The 14,043-nt window shown below is 32.1% G+C and carries 17 protein-coding genes and 1 pseudogene; 16 read left to right on the top strand and 2 right to left on the bottom strand.

What is annotated here, in order from left to right; translation table 11 throughout:
* Positions 1-408: 408 nt before the first annotated feature.
* The 14 genes and pseudogenes from LK443_RS07980 (at position 409) to LK443_RS07920 (ending at position 10,390) form a co-directional block, all read left to right on the top strand.
* Positions 409-546: a helix-turn-helix domain-containing protein gene (locus LK443_RS07980; RefSeq protein ID WP_227931398.1), complete on the top strand. Its 138-nt coding sequence runs from the start codon at positions 409-411 to the stop codon at positions 544-546.
* 98 nt (positions 547-644) lie between these two features.
* Positions 645-1,043 carry a type I restriction-modification system subunit M N-terminal domain-containing protein gene (locus LK443_RS07975; protein WP_227931397.1) on the top strand — a complete coding sequence of 133 codons (399 nt, stop codon included), beginning with the start codon at positions 645-647 and terminating at the stop codon, positions 1,041-1,043.
* Positions 1,040-1,222, top strand: a complete 183-nt coding sequence (locus LK443_RS07970; protein WP_227931396.1) for a hypothetical protein — start codon at positions 1,040-1,042, stop codon at positions 1,220-1,222. The genes LK443_RS07975 and LK443_RS07970 overlap by 4 nt, the downstream gene beginning before the upstream one ends.
* Positions 1,219-1,455, top strand: coding sequence for a GNAT family N-acetyltransferase (locus tag LK443_RS07965; RefSeq protein ID WP_227931395.1), 237 nt, complete (start codon positions 1,219-1,221; stop codon positions 1,453-1,455). Before LK443_RS07970 ends, LK443_RS07965 begins: the two co-directional genes overlap by 4 nt.
* 231 nt (positions 1,456-1,686) lie before the next feature.
* Positions 1,687-2,421 carry a carbon-nitrogen hydrolase family protein gene (locus tag LK443_RS07960; RefSeq protein ID WP_227931394.1) on the top strand — a complete coding sequence of 245 codons (735 nt, stop codon included), beginning with the start codon at positions 1,687-1,689 and terminating at the stop codon, positions 2,419-2,421.
* A gap of 18 nt (positions 2,422-2,439) precedes the next feature.
* A pseudogene (locus LK443_RS09555) lies at positions 2,440-2,541 on the top strand (restriction endonuclease subunit M); the annotation flags it as partial.
* 59 nt (positions 2,542-2,600) lie between these two features.
* Positions 2,601-3,443 (top strand): KilA-N domain-containing protein, encoded by an 843-nt coding sequence (locus tag LK443_RS07955; RefSeq protein WP_227931393.1) that lies wholly within the window; start codon positions 2,601-2,603, stop codon positions 3,441-3,443.
* Between the two features lie 57 nt (positions 3,444-3,500).
* Positions 3,501-4,115 (top strand): SAP domain-containing protein, encoded by a 615-nt coding sequence (locus tag LK443_RS07950; RefSeq protein WP_227932480.1) that lies wholly within the window; start codon positions 3,501-3,503, stop codon positions 4,113-4,115.
* 335 nt (positions 4,116-4,450) lie between these two features.
* Positions 4,451-4,537, top strand: coding sequence for a hypothetical protein (locus tag LK443_RS09550; RefSeq protein WP_416217913.1), 87 nt, complete (start codon positions 4,451-4,453; stop codon positions 4,535-4,537).
* Between the two features lie 206 nt (positions 4,538-4,743).
* Positions 4,744-5,274 (top strand): isoprenylcysteine carboxyl methyltransferase family protein, encoded by a 531-nt coding sequence (locus tag LK443_RS07940; RefSeq protein ID WP_227932479.1) that lies wholly within the window; start codon positions 4,744-4,746, stop codon positions 5,272-5,274.
* Positions 5,275-5,714: 440 nt separating this feature from the next.
* The gene (locus tag LK443_RS07935; RefSeq protein ID WP_227931391.1) at positions 5,715-6,551 is read left to right on the top strand and encodes a Cof-type HAD-IIB family hydrolase; all 837 of its coding nucleotides are present in this window, start codon (positions 5,715-5,717) and stop codon (positions 6,549-6,551) included.
* Positions 6,551-7,558 carry a signal recognition particle-docking protein FtsY gene (gene ftsY, locus LK443_RS07930; protein ID WP_227931390.1) on the top strand — a complete coding sequence of 336 codons (1,008 nt, stop codon included), beginning with the start codon at positions 6,551-6,553 and terminating at the stop codon, positions 7,556-7,558. Before LK443_RS07935 ends, ftsY begins: the two co-directional genes overlap by 1 nt.
* A 271-nt stretch (positions 7,559-7,829) precedes the next feature.
* Positions 7,830-8,807: a GMP reductase gene (gene guaC, locus LK443_RS07925; protein WP_227932478.1), complete on the top strand. Its 978-nt coding sequence runs from the start codon at positions 7,830-7,832 to the stop codon at positions 8,805-8,807.
* Between the two features lie 125 nt (positions 8,808-8,932).
* Positions 8,933-10,390, top strand: coding sequence for a serine hydrolase (locus tag LK443_RS07920; RefSeq protein WP_227931389.1), 1,458 nt, complete (start codon positions 8,933-8,935; stop codon positions 10,388-10,390).
* Between the two features lie 143 nt (positions 10,391-10,533).
* Here LK443_RS07920 and LK443_RS07915 read toward each other — a convergent pair whose 3' ends face one another.
* Both LK443_RS07915 and LK443_RS07910 read right to left on the bottom strand, forming a co-directional pair.
* On the bottom strand, positions 10,534-11,160 hold the full coding sequence (locus LK443_RS07915) for a TVP38/TMEM64 family protein (protein ID WP_227931388.1): 627 nt from the start codon (positions 11,158-11,160) through the stop codon (positions 10,534-10,536).
* A gap of 10 nt (positions 11,161-11,170) precedes the next feature.
* Positions 11,171-12,202, bottom strand: coding sequence for a glycosyltransferase family 4 protein (locus LK443_RS07910; RefSeq protein ID WP_227931387.1), 1,032 nt, complete (start codon positions 12,200-12,202; stop codon positions 11,171-11,173).
* A gap of 167 nt (positions 12,203-12,369) precedes the next feature.
* Here LK443_RS07910 and LK443_RS07905 point away from each other — a divergent pair, with 167 nt between their 5' ends.
* Both LK443_RS07905 and LK443_RS07900 read left to right on the top strand, forming a co-directional pair.
* Positions 12,370-12,705, top strand: a complete 336-nt coding sequence (locus LK443_RS07905) for a hypothetical protein (protein ID WP_227931386.1) — start codon at positions 12,370-12,372, stop codon at positions 12,703-12,705.
* A gap of 141 nt (positions 12,706-12,846) precedes the next feature.
* On the top strand, positions 12,847-14,025 hold the full coding sequence (locus tag LK443_RS07900; RefSeq protein WP_227931385.1) for an iron-containing alcohol dehydrogenase: 1,179 nt from the start codon (positions 12,847-12,849) through the stop codon (positions 14,023-14,025).
* Positions 14,026-14,043: the final 18 nt, after the last annotated feature.

The following is a 14,043-nucleotide window of genomic DNA, read 5'->3' as shown; positions in this document are numbered from 1 at the left end:
ATGGGCTGCTTTTTCTTTGCTCCGGAATAATATAATAAATTATAAAATGTTTATTGATTGATAGCTTCCCACATACGAGGCTTTTGAGAAATATGCAACTTTATTCATACAGACGAATCGTTCCATGTGGAGACGGTAGTCTTGCTGTCAAATGTGAACTCTAAGAAGTAAAAATAATGTAGTAAATAAAAGGCTTTTCAGAGAGCTATCGTTATTGAGTACGATTGGTTGCTGGAAAGCTTTTCTTTTTGGCTCTATATTTTTGTGAATGCTCGGAACTTTTTTTTACTCAAACCATCACGAAAACAGACAGAAATTATATCAAACCATCGAAAACTTAATATCGAACGGGTATAATGTTCAGTGAAGTATTATATGCAGAACAGAGTCATGTAAAAGGAGATTTCTATGAGTGCAATAATCAAAAAAGAAAATTTGATAGGGATAAATGAGGCTGCAGAGTTCCTTGAAGTTAAACCCGCTACTATTCGTGATTTGATACGCAAAGGAAAAGATATTCTAAGACGTAAAATCGGAAAAGTATGAAAGTTTAAGTATTCTGAGTTAGAGGAATGAGCCCGTAGTGGCAGAGCGGCTGACGAATAAAAGACACGTCAAACATGGCGTTATAGGAGGATTGATTTATGAACAAGCACCAACTTGCATCGACAAGTTGGGAGTCTGCAAATCAGATGCGTTCCAAAATAGAAGCAAATGAGTATATGGATTTTATTCTTGGTTTTATATTTTATACATATTTATCGGATCGTGAACTCGAATTGTTTCGCAAAGAAAAGTTGAGTGACGAAGAAATCAAAAAGATTGATGAAACTGATTTCCAGTATGCAAAGCTCGTAAGGGAGACATTGGGATATTTTATTGCCTATGATAATCTTTTTTCTACTTGGTTAGATAAGGGCAATGATTTTGATATAAAGAATGTAAGAGATGCTTTGTCGGATTTTGACCACAATATTGACGATGTCTATAAAAAGGTTTTTGAAAAAATATTTAAAACGCTTCAAAAACTATTGAATATTTGAAAATCGTTATTGGAGAATCTAATTTTTTATACTCTTATCCAGAAGAAATAACTTTGACTGTTGAACAGGAAGAAAAGATGATAAAAAGTTTTAATGAATCTGAAGATATTCTTATGATTATAGCTGAGTTTGATGGAAGATTGATTGCAAGTGCTCAGATTTCAAGATCAAAAAAATGAAAATGCGTCATAGAGGAAATGTTGCTGTTACAGTTCTGAAAGAATTTTGGAACTTAGGAATAGGAAAGAAGATGCTCCTTTGTCTTGAAGACTTTGCTAAAGAATGGGATCTTTCTCAACTCGAACTGGATTATTTCTCAGGAAATGAAAGAGGACAGATTCTTTATGAGAAACTAGGATTTGTCAAAGTGGGAGAAATGCCTAATGCCTTTATTTTGAAGGATGGCACATGATACAAGAATATAACGATGGTGAAAAGTATATAAAAAAATCCAACAGCATAAATTTCCGATAATTTGATTAACAGTCCACTTGAATAGATAGAAATTTTAGTGGCTAAAAGTATTGAGAATACTATAAGATTTTTTCTGAATAGTCTCTTGTTATAATTGTGACAACGGCAGATAGTAACGATGGATATTAGATTTCAGACTCTCTAGTAAAAATAAAAGGAGGTGCTTTCTATGAAAATAGCTTTAGCAGCAGTAGGTTTTATAACAAATGATACAGCTTATAATGTAGAAAAAATAAAGACTCTAATAGAAAAATATGCTTCTGAAGTTGATCTTATTTTGTTTGGTGAAAGCTTTCTACAAGGCTTTGAATGCTTAAGTTGGGACTATGCAAAAGATGTAAATATAGCTGTGCACCAAGATTCAGAATTAATAAATGATATTAGAGCTATGTGTGAAATTAATAGGGTATCAGTTTCTTTTGGATATATTGAAAAAGATGAAGATAATCTATATAGTAGCCAATTAACTATAGATAAGAATGGGGAAACAGTAGATAATTTCAGGCGTGTTTCTATTGGATGGAAAGAGCCAATTGCAGATTTCCATTATGTTGAAGGTAAAGGATTTGGACAATTTACTTATTTAGATAAAACTGTGTCAGTCGCATTGTGTGGAGACCTATGGTATGAAGACAACTGCATTCAAATGAAGAATTTGGACTCTGATATAGTTCTTTGGCCAGTATATACAGATTTTGACTCTCAAGAATGGAATGAAAGTATGAAACACGAATATGCTGAACAAGCGGAGAAATGTGGGAATAATATACTATATGTCAACTCATATTGTCTAGACCAAAATAGTCAAGGTATAGCCAGGGGAGGTGCAGCATTATTTAGTCAGGGGAAGATAGAAAGTGAAATTCCAGCTGGCATAGAAGGTGTTCTCGTTGTTGAAGCTTAGGAACTAATTGATTCATCAGTCATAATAGTGATAGAGGCAAATGGTTATGTAAATACATGGAGTTCAAGACTTCTACCAAAGTTTAAAATCAAAAAAATGAATCGTTGGTGTGCTGTTTAGAGCAGTTATTATGAAAATAAATGTTGTAAACAGTACATCAGCATAAAGGAGGAACTCATATGTCTAGGGTGAAAAAAGAGATGATTGAAGCAAAAGGTTTTGCTATTCAAATTTATACTGAAGACTTTAAAAACGACTATATAAGTCTAACGGATATTGCTAAGTATAAAAATACTGATGATCCGAGGTTTGTTATTCAGAACTGGATGAGAAACAGAAATACGTTGGAATTTATCGGACTATGGGAAATTCTGAACAATGCAAATTTTAACCGTGTGCAATTCGACACGTTTAGAAATGAGGCAGGACTTAATAGATTTACAATGACACCACAAAAATGGATTGATTCTACAAATGCTATTGGCATAATTTCAAAGTCTGGAAGATATGGAGGTACATTTGCTCATAGTGATATAGCAATGGAATTCGCTTCATGGATTTCACCAGAATTTAAGCTTTACATTATTCAAGATTATAAGAGACTTAAATCAGATGAAAATTCAAGATTGTCACTGGGATGGAATCTGAATAGAGAAATTTCTAAGATTAACTACAAAATTCATACAGATGCAATCAAAGAATATCTCTTAAAGGATCTTACCAACGAACAGCTATCCTATAAGTACGCAAGTGAAGCAGATATGATTAATGTTGCCTTGTTTAACAAAAGAGCAAAACAGTGGCGTGAAGGAAATCCAGATTTGAAAGGTAATATGAGAGACTATGCAAGTCTGAATGAGTTACTTGTACTCGCCAATATGGAAAGCTATAATGCGGTTCTTATCGGTAAAGGTATGGAACAAAAAGAAAGAATGATAGAACTGAGAAAGCTTGCGAGAACACAATTAATGTCACTGCAAAAACTTGGTGATAGTGGCATTAAAAGATTAGAAGGAAAGTAATAATAACTGTTAGTTTGTAATTGAGTAAATAAATTTGAATTTATGGGATGTGGCTATTTGAAGAACGCTAGACCTGATTTCAGAGATATAAAGTCATTTGAAGAATTTTCTAGATATTATTGGTACAGAGAGGAACTTTCAAAAATTTGCCAGTCACTTGGATTAGAATATAGAAGTACAAAGCAAGAACTGAATCATATCATAGAACAATATTTTATGGGAAATAGAATAGAGCAGTCACAGAGAAATGGAAACAAAAATCAAATAGAAGTTGTAACATTATGTACACCATTACTTGAATGTGCTTTTTCCTTTAATCAAAAATTTAGGGACTATTTTTCTGCAGTAACGGGTGTTAATCCATTTAAGTTCCATGCCGATATGGCAACGGCATGGAGAAAAGTGAAAACAGAAAATGACTTAAATTTTACAATTCAAGATATGCTCAAAGTATATTATGGCGAGTCAGATTACGCTAAGTATGATAATTCAGCTTGTCAATGGAATCAATTCCTAAAGGACTTTTGCTCAGATGAATTTAGCGACTATTATTCTAACAAGTTAAAAGTTGCTGTTATATGGAAAGAAGTTAGAGACTCAAAAAATGAAAAAATTTATTCGAGACAACTCCTAAACGAATATGGAGATAAAATAGAGGAGTATCATAAATAAATCCCAGTTTGTCGAACTGAATATAAGATATTAAAGACGATAGAAAGAAAAAATCTATCGTCTTTTTTCATGCCTATTTTCAATTTATATTGCGATAAATAAATAGGGAAAACTCGCAAGAGTTGTTAACTAGTATTTCAAATGCCTCTCACTAATATATACACGACAAAATGCTAGTTCCCTTAAATATGTTACAGAAAGTAAAGGAGAAAAGATGGTAAGGATAAGAAGCCCTACAGTTATGCAAAAGTACAAACGGATTATTGGATATAACTATTTATCTCTTAGTTAAGGCTTGGCACATAGGAATTAGAAATCCCAAAAGTGATGATAAAATGTCGTGTGTTATAAATGTTGTAGATAAAGCAGTAGTAACATCAGAAGGATATGAAAGGTATTTTGAATTTCCCAAAAATAAATAGTTCAGATTATGTATGTAATAGCTTTGCATAGTCTGAGCTATTTTTTTGATTTAAGAAAACATAAAACATTTTTATGTAAAATATATATTATTAAGTAGTTCAAATAGTTGAAAGAAAGACTGTTTTTTGCTATAATAAGACAAATTTTACCCATCAAAAAATGACAAAAGTAGGAATAATAATTTAAGGAGGAGATTTTATAAGTGATGGAGAAATACATTATTTATGTAATTGTGTTATTGGTTTTTGCAATAAGGTTGGCATTTTTGAAAATTTCTAAAAGAAATGAAAAAGCTATTCTTGAAAATGGCGGAGAGGAGTATGGAGTAAAAAACTCAAAAAGAATTACCATACTTCATATTATATTCTATTTTGGTAGCTTGGCAGAGGCAATAATAACAAAAGCTGAGTTTGACAAAATAAGCCTAATTGGACTTTTTCTATTAACCTTTTCAATGTTTATGTTATACATAGTAGTACATTTATTAGATGGAATATGGACAGTAAAACTTATGATAGCTAAAAATCATAAATTTAATAACCATTGGCTATTTAAAAAAGTGAAACACCCTAATTATTTTTTGAACATAGTTCCAGAACTTATTGGAATAGGACTGATTTGCCATAGTAAGATTACAAGTATCATTGTTCTTCCGTTATATGCTATTGTATTATACATTAGGATAAAGGAAGAAAATACACTTATAGAGAAAATTATAAAACCTAATGGTGTTTAATTTAATTAAGAATAACCTTTGAAATGAAAACTTAGTAAAAAGAAAAAGAAAAATATACACTTGGAGGACAAAAAAGAGCCTTTAAGTGTATTTTTTTATAAAAAAACAAAAAATACAAAAATGGAAATGACACCCTGTTTTTTTCGGTTGTTCGACAAATCTTGTTGGTGGATATAATTTGTAAGATTTTATCATATCGATTATAGGTAAAATAAAAGTGCCAATAATTTTGTATAAACTTCATTAGTGATTAATTAAATGATTCATTCAATAAAAACAAAGAAGCTATATCCCTGTGATATGGCTTTTTCTTTAGGAATAGTCACAAACCTAAAAATTTGGTATAATACAAGAATGAAATCAAAAGAATGACGAGCTCTAGGAAATGCACCCCCCTGATGCAAAATGCACCCCCCTAGAGTAAAAAAAGGAGAGATTGTATGATAAAAGTCATTGCACTAGACTTAGATGGAACATTACTAACAGATGATAAAAAAGTAACACCTGAAAATAAAAAAGCCATTCAACTGGCGAAAGAACAAGGAGTAAAAATTGTTCTTTGTACAGGTCGTCCTTTAATGAGTATATATCATTTATTAGAAGAATTAGAATTATTAGGTGATGATGATTTTTCTATCAATTACAATGGTGGAATTATTCAAAAAACAAAATCACAAGAAATTTTATTTAAACAAGGTCATTCAAAAGATGATATGCAATACTGCTATGAAGAAGCGTATAAAGTTGGCTTACCTCTTGTTATGATTGATTTAGAAAGAGCTTATGAAAGAACTTATCCGGAAGGAAGACCTTCTATTTATCCAGGCTTACCTCATCCAATTGAGTTCATTACAAAAAATCCATCGGAATTTGAAGAAATCCATGTGTTTTATAAGGCAGTGCTATGTATTGAAGAATCACTATTAGATGAAGGAATTCGTCAATTACCAGAAGCTTTCTTTGAAAAATTCAATTGTATGAAGTCACGTACTTTCTTATTAGAAGTAGTTCCAAAAGAAGTTTCTAAAGGAACAGGGTTAACGCATTTAGCTGAAATTTTAGGAATTACAGTAGAGGAAATTGCAGCTTGTGGAGACGAAGAAAATGATTTATCAATGCTAACAACTGTTGGATTCCCAGTAGCAATGGGAAATGGTTCTCCAAAAGTAAAAGAAGTGGCGAAATTCATTACGAAGACAAATGAAGAATCTGGGGTAGCTCATGCTATTTATCACATTTTAGAACAAAATAAACGTGAAAGAGAAGGAGTGAAATAATGGGATTATTTGATCGTATTAAACGTGCCTTTACCGGTGAAGATGCTGTCATTAAACAGCAGGAACAAGAAACTTCGATTATTATTGATAAATATGACCAAGGAATGCAAAAAACTCGTAAAAGTTTTTCGGATCATTTAAATGAATTTTTAGCTGATTTTAGAACAATTGATGAAGATTTTTTCGATGATTTAGAAGAAACATTTATTTCTTCAGATGTAGGCTTTGAAATGACGTTAGCGATTACGGATGCTTTAAGAGATGAAGTTCGTTTACAAAATGCTAAAAATGCTCATGATGTCAAACAAGTTATTATTGAAAAAATGGTAGATATTTATGAAAAAGGTGAAGACAATTTAGCAACTTTAGCAAAAGCTGAAGGTAGACCAACGGTATTACTATTTGTCGGAGTAAATGGTGTTGGTAAAACAACTACGATTGGTAAAATTGCTTGGAGATTAAAACAAGAAGGTCATTCTGTATTATTAGCAGCGGGCGATACATTCCGTGCTGGAGCCATTCAACAATTAGAAATTTGGGGCGAACGTGTAGGTGTTCCAGTAGTTAGTGGTAAAGAAGGTGGAGATCCTTCTTCTGTTGTGTATGATGCCATTAAAAAAGCGAAAGCAGAAAATATCGATTATTTATTAATTGATACAGCTGGTCGTCTACAAAATAAAGTAAACTTAATGAAAGAATTAGAAAAAATGAACCGTATTATTTCTAGAGAAATCGAAAAGGGAGCAGATGAAACTTTATTAGTATTAGATGCGACAACTGGACAAAATGCTTTAGTTCAAGCAAAACAATTTAAAGAAACGATTGACGTGACAGGTTTGATTTTAACAAAATTAGATGGCACTGCAAAAGGTGGCGTAATTTTATCGATTCGTCATGAAATGAATATTCCTGTTAAATTTATTGGATTAGGGGAAAAAATGGACGATTTACAACCATTTGACTCAACACAGTTTATCTTCGGATTAGTGAAGGATTCGTTAAAATAGTATTATTTATTTTTTATGACTTTTTAAATGTAGCAAGGACGGTAGTAGGTTCTCAATTGAATCTCATGGCTAAAACTGCTACTTTAGAAAGTCTTTTTTTATTTTCCTTAACCTTTTTGTTCGTGTTTTACTATATAATACAAACGTTGTACGAATTAATGTTCAAGAAAATATAGATTTTAGTTTACATTTTGGTCGAAATAAGTTAAAATAATTCGTGGTAACAGATATGGAACAAATGCTTATTTAAGGAGGTTACCTCATGTTTGAAATGAAAGTTTTTGACTATGAAGATATTCAATTAGTACCGAATAAATGTATTGTAAATAGTCGTTCAGAATGCAATACAAGTGTTCAATTAGGAAAACACACTTTTAAAATCCCTGTAGTACCTGCTAATATGCAAACGATTATTGATGAATCAGTTGCAGAATTTCTAGCAGAAAATGGATATTTTTATATTATGCATCGGTTTGATGAAGAAGGAAGAATTCCATTTATTAAAAAAATGCATAAAAAAAATCTTATTGCTTCAATTAGTGTGGGTGTAAAACCTCATGAATATGAATTTATTGAAGAATTAAAAGAGAAAAATTTAATTCCGGATTATATTACCATTGATATTGCCCATGGACATGCTAATTCAGTTATTAATATGATTGGACATATTAAAAAACATTTACCAGATACTTTTGTCATTGCTGGAAATGTTGGTACACCAGAAGCCGTTCGTGAATTAGAAAATGCAGGAGCAGATGCGACAAAAGTGGGTATTGGACCTGGTAAAGTATGTATTACAAAAATTAAAACAGGATTTGGTACTGGTGGTTGGCAATTAGCAGCCCTTCGTTGGTGCTCAAAAGCAGCCCGTAAACCAATTATTGCGGATGGAGGAATTCGTACTCACGGGGATATTGCCAAATCAATTCGTTTTGGAGCTACAATGGTCATGATTGGTTCATTATTTGCTGGCCATGAAGAATCACCAGGTAAAACAGTTGAAATTAATGGAGAACGTTTCAAAGAATATTTCGGTAGTGCATCAGAATTCCAAAAAGGCGAACGCAAAAATGTTGAAGGTAAAAAAATCATTGTTCCTTATAAAGGTTCATTAAAGGATACTTTAGTAGAAATGCAACAAGATTTACAATCTTCTATTTCTTATGCGGGAGGTTCAGACTTAGAATCAATTCGTAAAGTGGATTACGTTATTGTTAAAAATTCAATTTTTAATGGAGATTCTATTTAAAATTAAAAAAAGATTCAATGCCGATTCGAGTAAAATTGAATCGGCAATTTTTATGCTTTAGTAAGAATTTTTGCTAAATTCCGCAAAAAAGAGTAGAATAATAGAGTTATAGAGGAGGATCATTTGTGAAAATTAAACATATTTTGGGATTTAGTTTCCTTATGGCTTCATTATTTTGTACAAGTGCTATTTTAGCGGAGGAAAATGTTTCTACTACAAAAGAAGCTACGCAAGAAACTACCGTAGAATCAGAAAAAACTCAAGAAGCTGAAAAAATTGAACAAACAACTGTTGCAATTCCATTTAGGGAAGATGTAATGGATGCTATAGCAGAACAAGGCTATGGTGTCGATGAATATTATAGACCAGAAAGTACCATTATGGTGGATGCTGATACGGGAGAGATTGTTTTTGGCAGTAATATTGACCAACCATGGGATCCAGCTAGTATTTCAAAAATGATGACGGCTTATATGGCGTTTGAAGCGATGAAAGAAGGCAAGTTATCTTTAAATACAATTGTCACTGCAACAGAAGAAGATCGAGCAATTTCCACGATTGGAGATATTAGTAATAATATTATTGTTGCTGGAGTAGATTATCCAATTGAAGAATTATTGTATATGATGTTTTATCCGTCTTCAAATGTTGCTACATTAATGGTGGCAAGAGCGACAGGTTTAACGGACACAGAATTTTTAGATAAGATGAACGCTAAATTTAAAGAATGGGGCATGGAGAATACAAAATTCAATAATGCTAGTGGGGCAGTTGCTTCTGCATTTAGAGGATACTATGCACCAGAGGGATATAATAACAATCATTATAATCAAACTACAGCAAGAGATTTAGCTATTTTAGCGTATCATTTCTTAAAAGATTTTCCAGAAATTACAAATTTTACGAAAAATCCTTTAATTACGGTTATGGTGGGAACACCTTATGAAGAATCATTTTACACTTATAACAGTTCGATTCCAGGAATGACTCAAGGCTTTCCAGGAGTAGATGGGTTTAAAACAGGTTCAAGTCCTAGTGCAGCATTTAACCATTTACTAACTGCTAAACAAGAAGAAACACGTTTTATTCAAGTTATTTTAGGAGTAGGATCTTGGGAAGATAAGGAGAATAGTTCTTTCTTCAAGAGCCAAATCGGAAATGGATTACTGAGAAAAGCTTTTTCTGAATATGAGACTCAAACAATTCTTAAAGCAGGAGAACATACGATTGATGGAGTGAAAGTTCAACTAGATAAAGATATTAAGACATTAGTTCGAATTGGTGAAACTCCTAAATATCATTTGAAGGAGGATAAGATTGTTATTGATACAGACCTTCCTCGTATTACTTCAAAAATAGAACCATTAACTTATCCTGTTACAATTATTCCAGAAGAAGTAAAAGAGAATAAAGAAAGTAAACAAAATACAACTGTGGAAGCTAAATCAGAATTAACGATTAATTTTGAAAAATTTTTATTAAGCCTTTCTGATCAGCCAATTTTATTAGGTGCAATTATTATTGGATTAGCTTGTGTTATTAGTGCCATTATTGTTTGTATTGTATTTATTTTAAAAAAATAAAAAAAGCTTAAAATCATCGACAATGAATGATTTTAAGCTTTTTTAGCCATAAACCCGAAGGGGTTGCTGGCGTCCTTGCTACAGCAATAAATAAATTTAAAAATATTTTTATTTTAACGAATCGATAAGCCTTAATTCAATAATTATTTGAAAAAAGCCCAAATATAATCGATAATCGCAGTTAATCCATAAGTATATGCCGCTAAAGTAATAGGTTTACAAATTAAAATAATGATGATGAACTTTTTATAACTCATTTTTGTTAAACCTGCAAGCATACATAGGAAATCATCAGGTGAAACAGGAAAAGCCATCATGAAAGTAAAAAAGTAATCAAATTTATTTCCACGATTTATCCATCCAATATAACGATGATACGTACTATCATTGACCATTGATTTTACAAAGAGTTGTCCGTAAATTCGAGCTAAATGGAAAGCTATAATGGAACCAATGATAATGCCGATATAGTTGTAGAGATTTCCTATAAACATTCCATAAATATAGACACCAGCAATACTTGTTAAAGCACCCGGGATAATCGGAATAACGGTTTGCAAAACTTGTAATAGGATGAAAACAGGTGGTCCCCAAATGCCTGCACGTTGCATATATTCGCTAAGTGCTTCTTGGGAAGTAAATAAACCTTTTTGATACGCCCAAATACAAAAGATAACAGTAGCAATTGCTCCAGCAATAGAAGAAGCATGCAGCAATTTTTGTGCAAAGGGAGATAAAGGCTTACCTTGTTTAATATGTGTTTCAGTCATAAATTCTCCTTTATTTTAAATGATTTTCAACAGCTACTTTATCATAAAACGCTTGCCATTGTTGGAGTACATTTTCTTTAGAGTAAAATTGCTCTCCTTTTCTAGATTTTTCGCAAGCTTCTTGATAGAAAGCCTCATCTTGCTGTAATTGACGTAAAATCTCTTGGAATTGTACTTGAGAATTTCCTTTTAAATAATAATCGAATAAAATAGGGCGATATTCTCTTAAATCTCTTAATAATAAGGGAATATTGGCGTTCATAGATTCCAAAATCGTCATAGGGAATAACTCTTCAAACGAAAGTTGCAACATCACATCTCCCATATTAAAGAATTCATTCATTCGTTCTCTTTCTACAAGTCCTAAGAAATGAACATTACCTGGTAATTCATCCATATGTTCCATAATTTCTTTTCGACCTTCAGAAATCCCTTTGAATGCAAAGTCACCTGCCCAAACAAATTGGATATCAGGCATTTTTTTCGCTAAATCAATAAATTCTAAAACACCTTTTCTCATCTGTAATTGTCCAGCAGATACAACGGTAAATTTATTTGGATCTAATCCAAAAGATTCTCGAAGAGCTGCTTTTGAACGATCAGTAATTTTATAAAAAGTATCACGTGATACAAAATTTGGAATATAAGTGATTTTTTCTTTTGAAATACCATAATGTTCTAAATCTTCAATAAAACGTGGATTAACGGTTACTAAATAATCTGCTTGTTTATAAAATTGAAGAACATATTTATAAAACAATTCTTTTAAGGGACGAGGCAAGGAAATACTTTTTTCTAAAGTTTCCGGTAAAAAATGAACAGAAGCAATCATTGGACGATTTTGTCTTGTGATAACAGATTTAATTAAAAAATCTGGATTAATTGTATGAATATGAGTAATATCGTAAGTTTTTAATTGATTCACAACGACTTGATAGTCTTTTAAACCTTCTGTTACGAGATTAATTTGTTCTTCTGTAGCAGATAGAACACCTTGTCCTTTTACACTATCTGCTCGTGTAAGCATATTGATCGTTAACATATTGACTCCTTTAAGAAACAATTTCGTTTACTATTTTACCATGAAATGAACCATTTGGAAAATAGCTAGTAAAATCTTAAGAAAGATTTGAAAATTCAAAGATAACTTTTTGCCTTATGGGTAATTTTTTTGTATACTAGATGAAGAGAAATCAAGAGAGGTTATTCATGAAGCGTCAGAAAAATAAACCTAAAGGTAAAGCGTCTAAAAATTTAAAAGAATCTATGACATTAGTGGATTGTTATTACATTCCAACAGCAATTGCAGAGCATTTTTGCCTATTACGTAAGCATTGTGCAACAGAAGTAGAACAAACTTTATTACAGCACTTTGCGAAAGTTCAACGAGAACAACGGGAAGATATTGGCGAAGTAATTGTAGCATATGATGAAGCTGGTGTATGTCATGGTGAGATTAGTTTAAGTCCAACTGAAATATCAAAATTAGAAAAAGAAATTTCAGCCGAGAGATTGGATAAATATTTAGAAATTTATTTTAATTAAGATATTTTTGAGAAATGGATGAAGTATAATCTATATCAACTCCTGTTGGAATTCCCTTCAGGAGTTTTTTTCTTTTTAAGTCGTGTGATTTGCCTCAAGAGTTAGAGCTTGATATCATCAAATAGAAAAGTAGGAGATACTATGGAATTAGGAATTCGTAATTTTACATTTAGAAACCCAACAAAAATTTTATTTGGAAAAAATCGTATTAAGGATATTGATGGAGAAATTCCAAAAGATGCAAAAGTATTAATTTTATACGGTGGAGGTTCTGTTAAACAAAATGGAGCTTTTGACCGTGCTGTACAAGCGTTAGGGAATCGCAAATGGGATGAGTTTGGAGGAATCGAAGCAAACCCAACATACGAAACATTAATTAAGGCTGTTGCACGTGTAAAAGAAGAAGGGTTTACATACTTACTAGCGATTGGTGGTGGTTCTGTCATTGATGGAACAAAGTTTGTAGCTGCAGCAAGTGTTTTTGATGGAAATCCATTAGATATGTTTAGAGGTGGATTTGGGAAAGGACTTCCTGTTACGAAAGCTGTTCCATTTGGAACGATTTTAACATTACCTGCAACTGCTTCAGAAATGAATAGTGGTGCAGTGATTACCTTTGTAGCATTAAAAGCAAAAGTTAGTTTTAGACCAGATGTTACATTCCCTCAGTTTTCAGTACTAGAACCTGAATTAACGTATACATTACCAAAACGTCAATTAGTTAATGGCGTATTAGATACATTTATTCATACGATGGAAAATTATTTAACTTATCCTGTAGATGCAAAATTACAAGATCGTTATGCAGAAGGGATTTTACAAACATTAATTGAAATTGCCCCAACTGTCATTGATGAGGATAATCATGACTTTGCTGCAAGAGCGAACTTTATGTGGTGTGCTACAAATGCATTAAATGGAACCATTTCTGCAGGAGTACCGACAGACTGGGCAACTCATGCATTAGGACATGAAATTACATTAAATCATGGAATTGACCATGGACGTACATTATCGATTGTGTTACCAGCAATGATGAAAGTTCGTAAAGAACAAAAATGGGACAAACTCATTCAATATGGAAAACGAGTGTGGGATTTATCAGGAACACCAGAAGAAATTGTAAATAGAGCGATTGAAAAAACAGAAGAATTCTTTGCATCATTAGGTGCACCGATTCGATTTAAAGATGTTTCATTAGATGAATCAGTTATTGAGGCATTAGTGGAAGGATTAGGTCGTCACGAGAAAATTCATTTATCAGAGCATCATAATTTAGAATTAGAAGATGCAAGAATCATTTATCATACTGCATTATAGTGGGGGAAAGGAGCGAAA

Source organism: Granulicatella elegans, from assembly GCF_020735385.1.
Classification (GTDB): Bacteria; Bacillota; Bacilli; order Lactobacillales; family Aerococcaceae; genus Granulicatella; species Granulicatella elegans_B.
The sequence above is the reverse complement of the archived record's forward strand: the minus strand, read 5'-3'. Positions and strand labels throughout refer to the sequence as shown.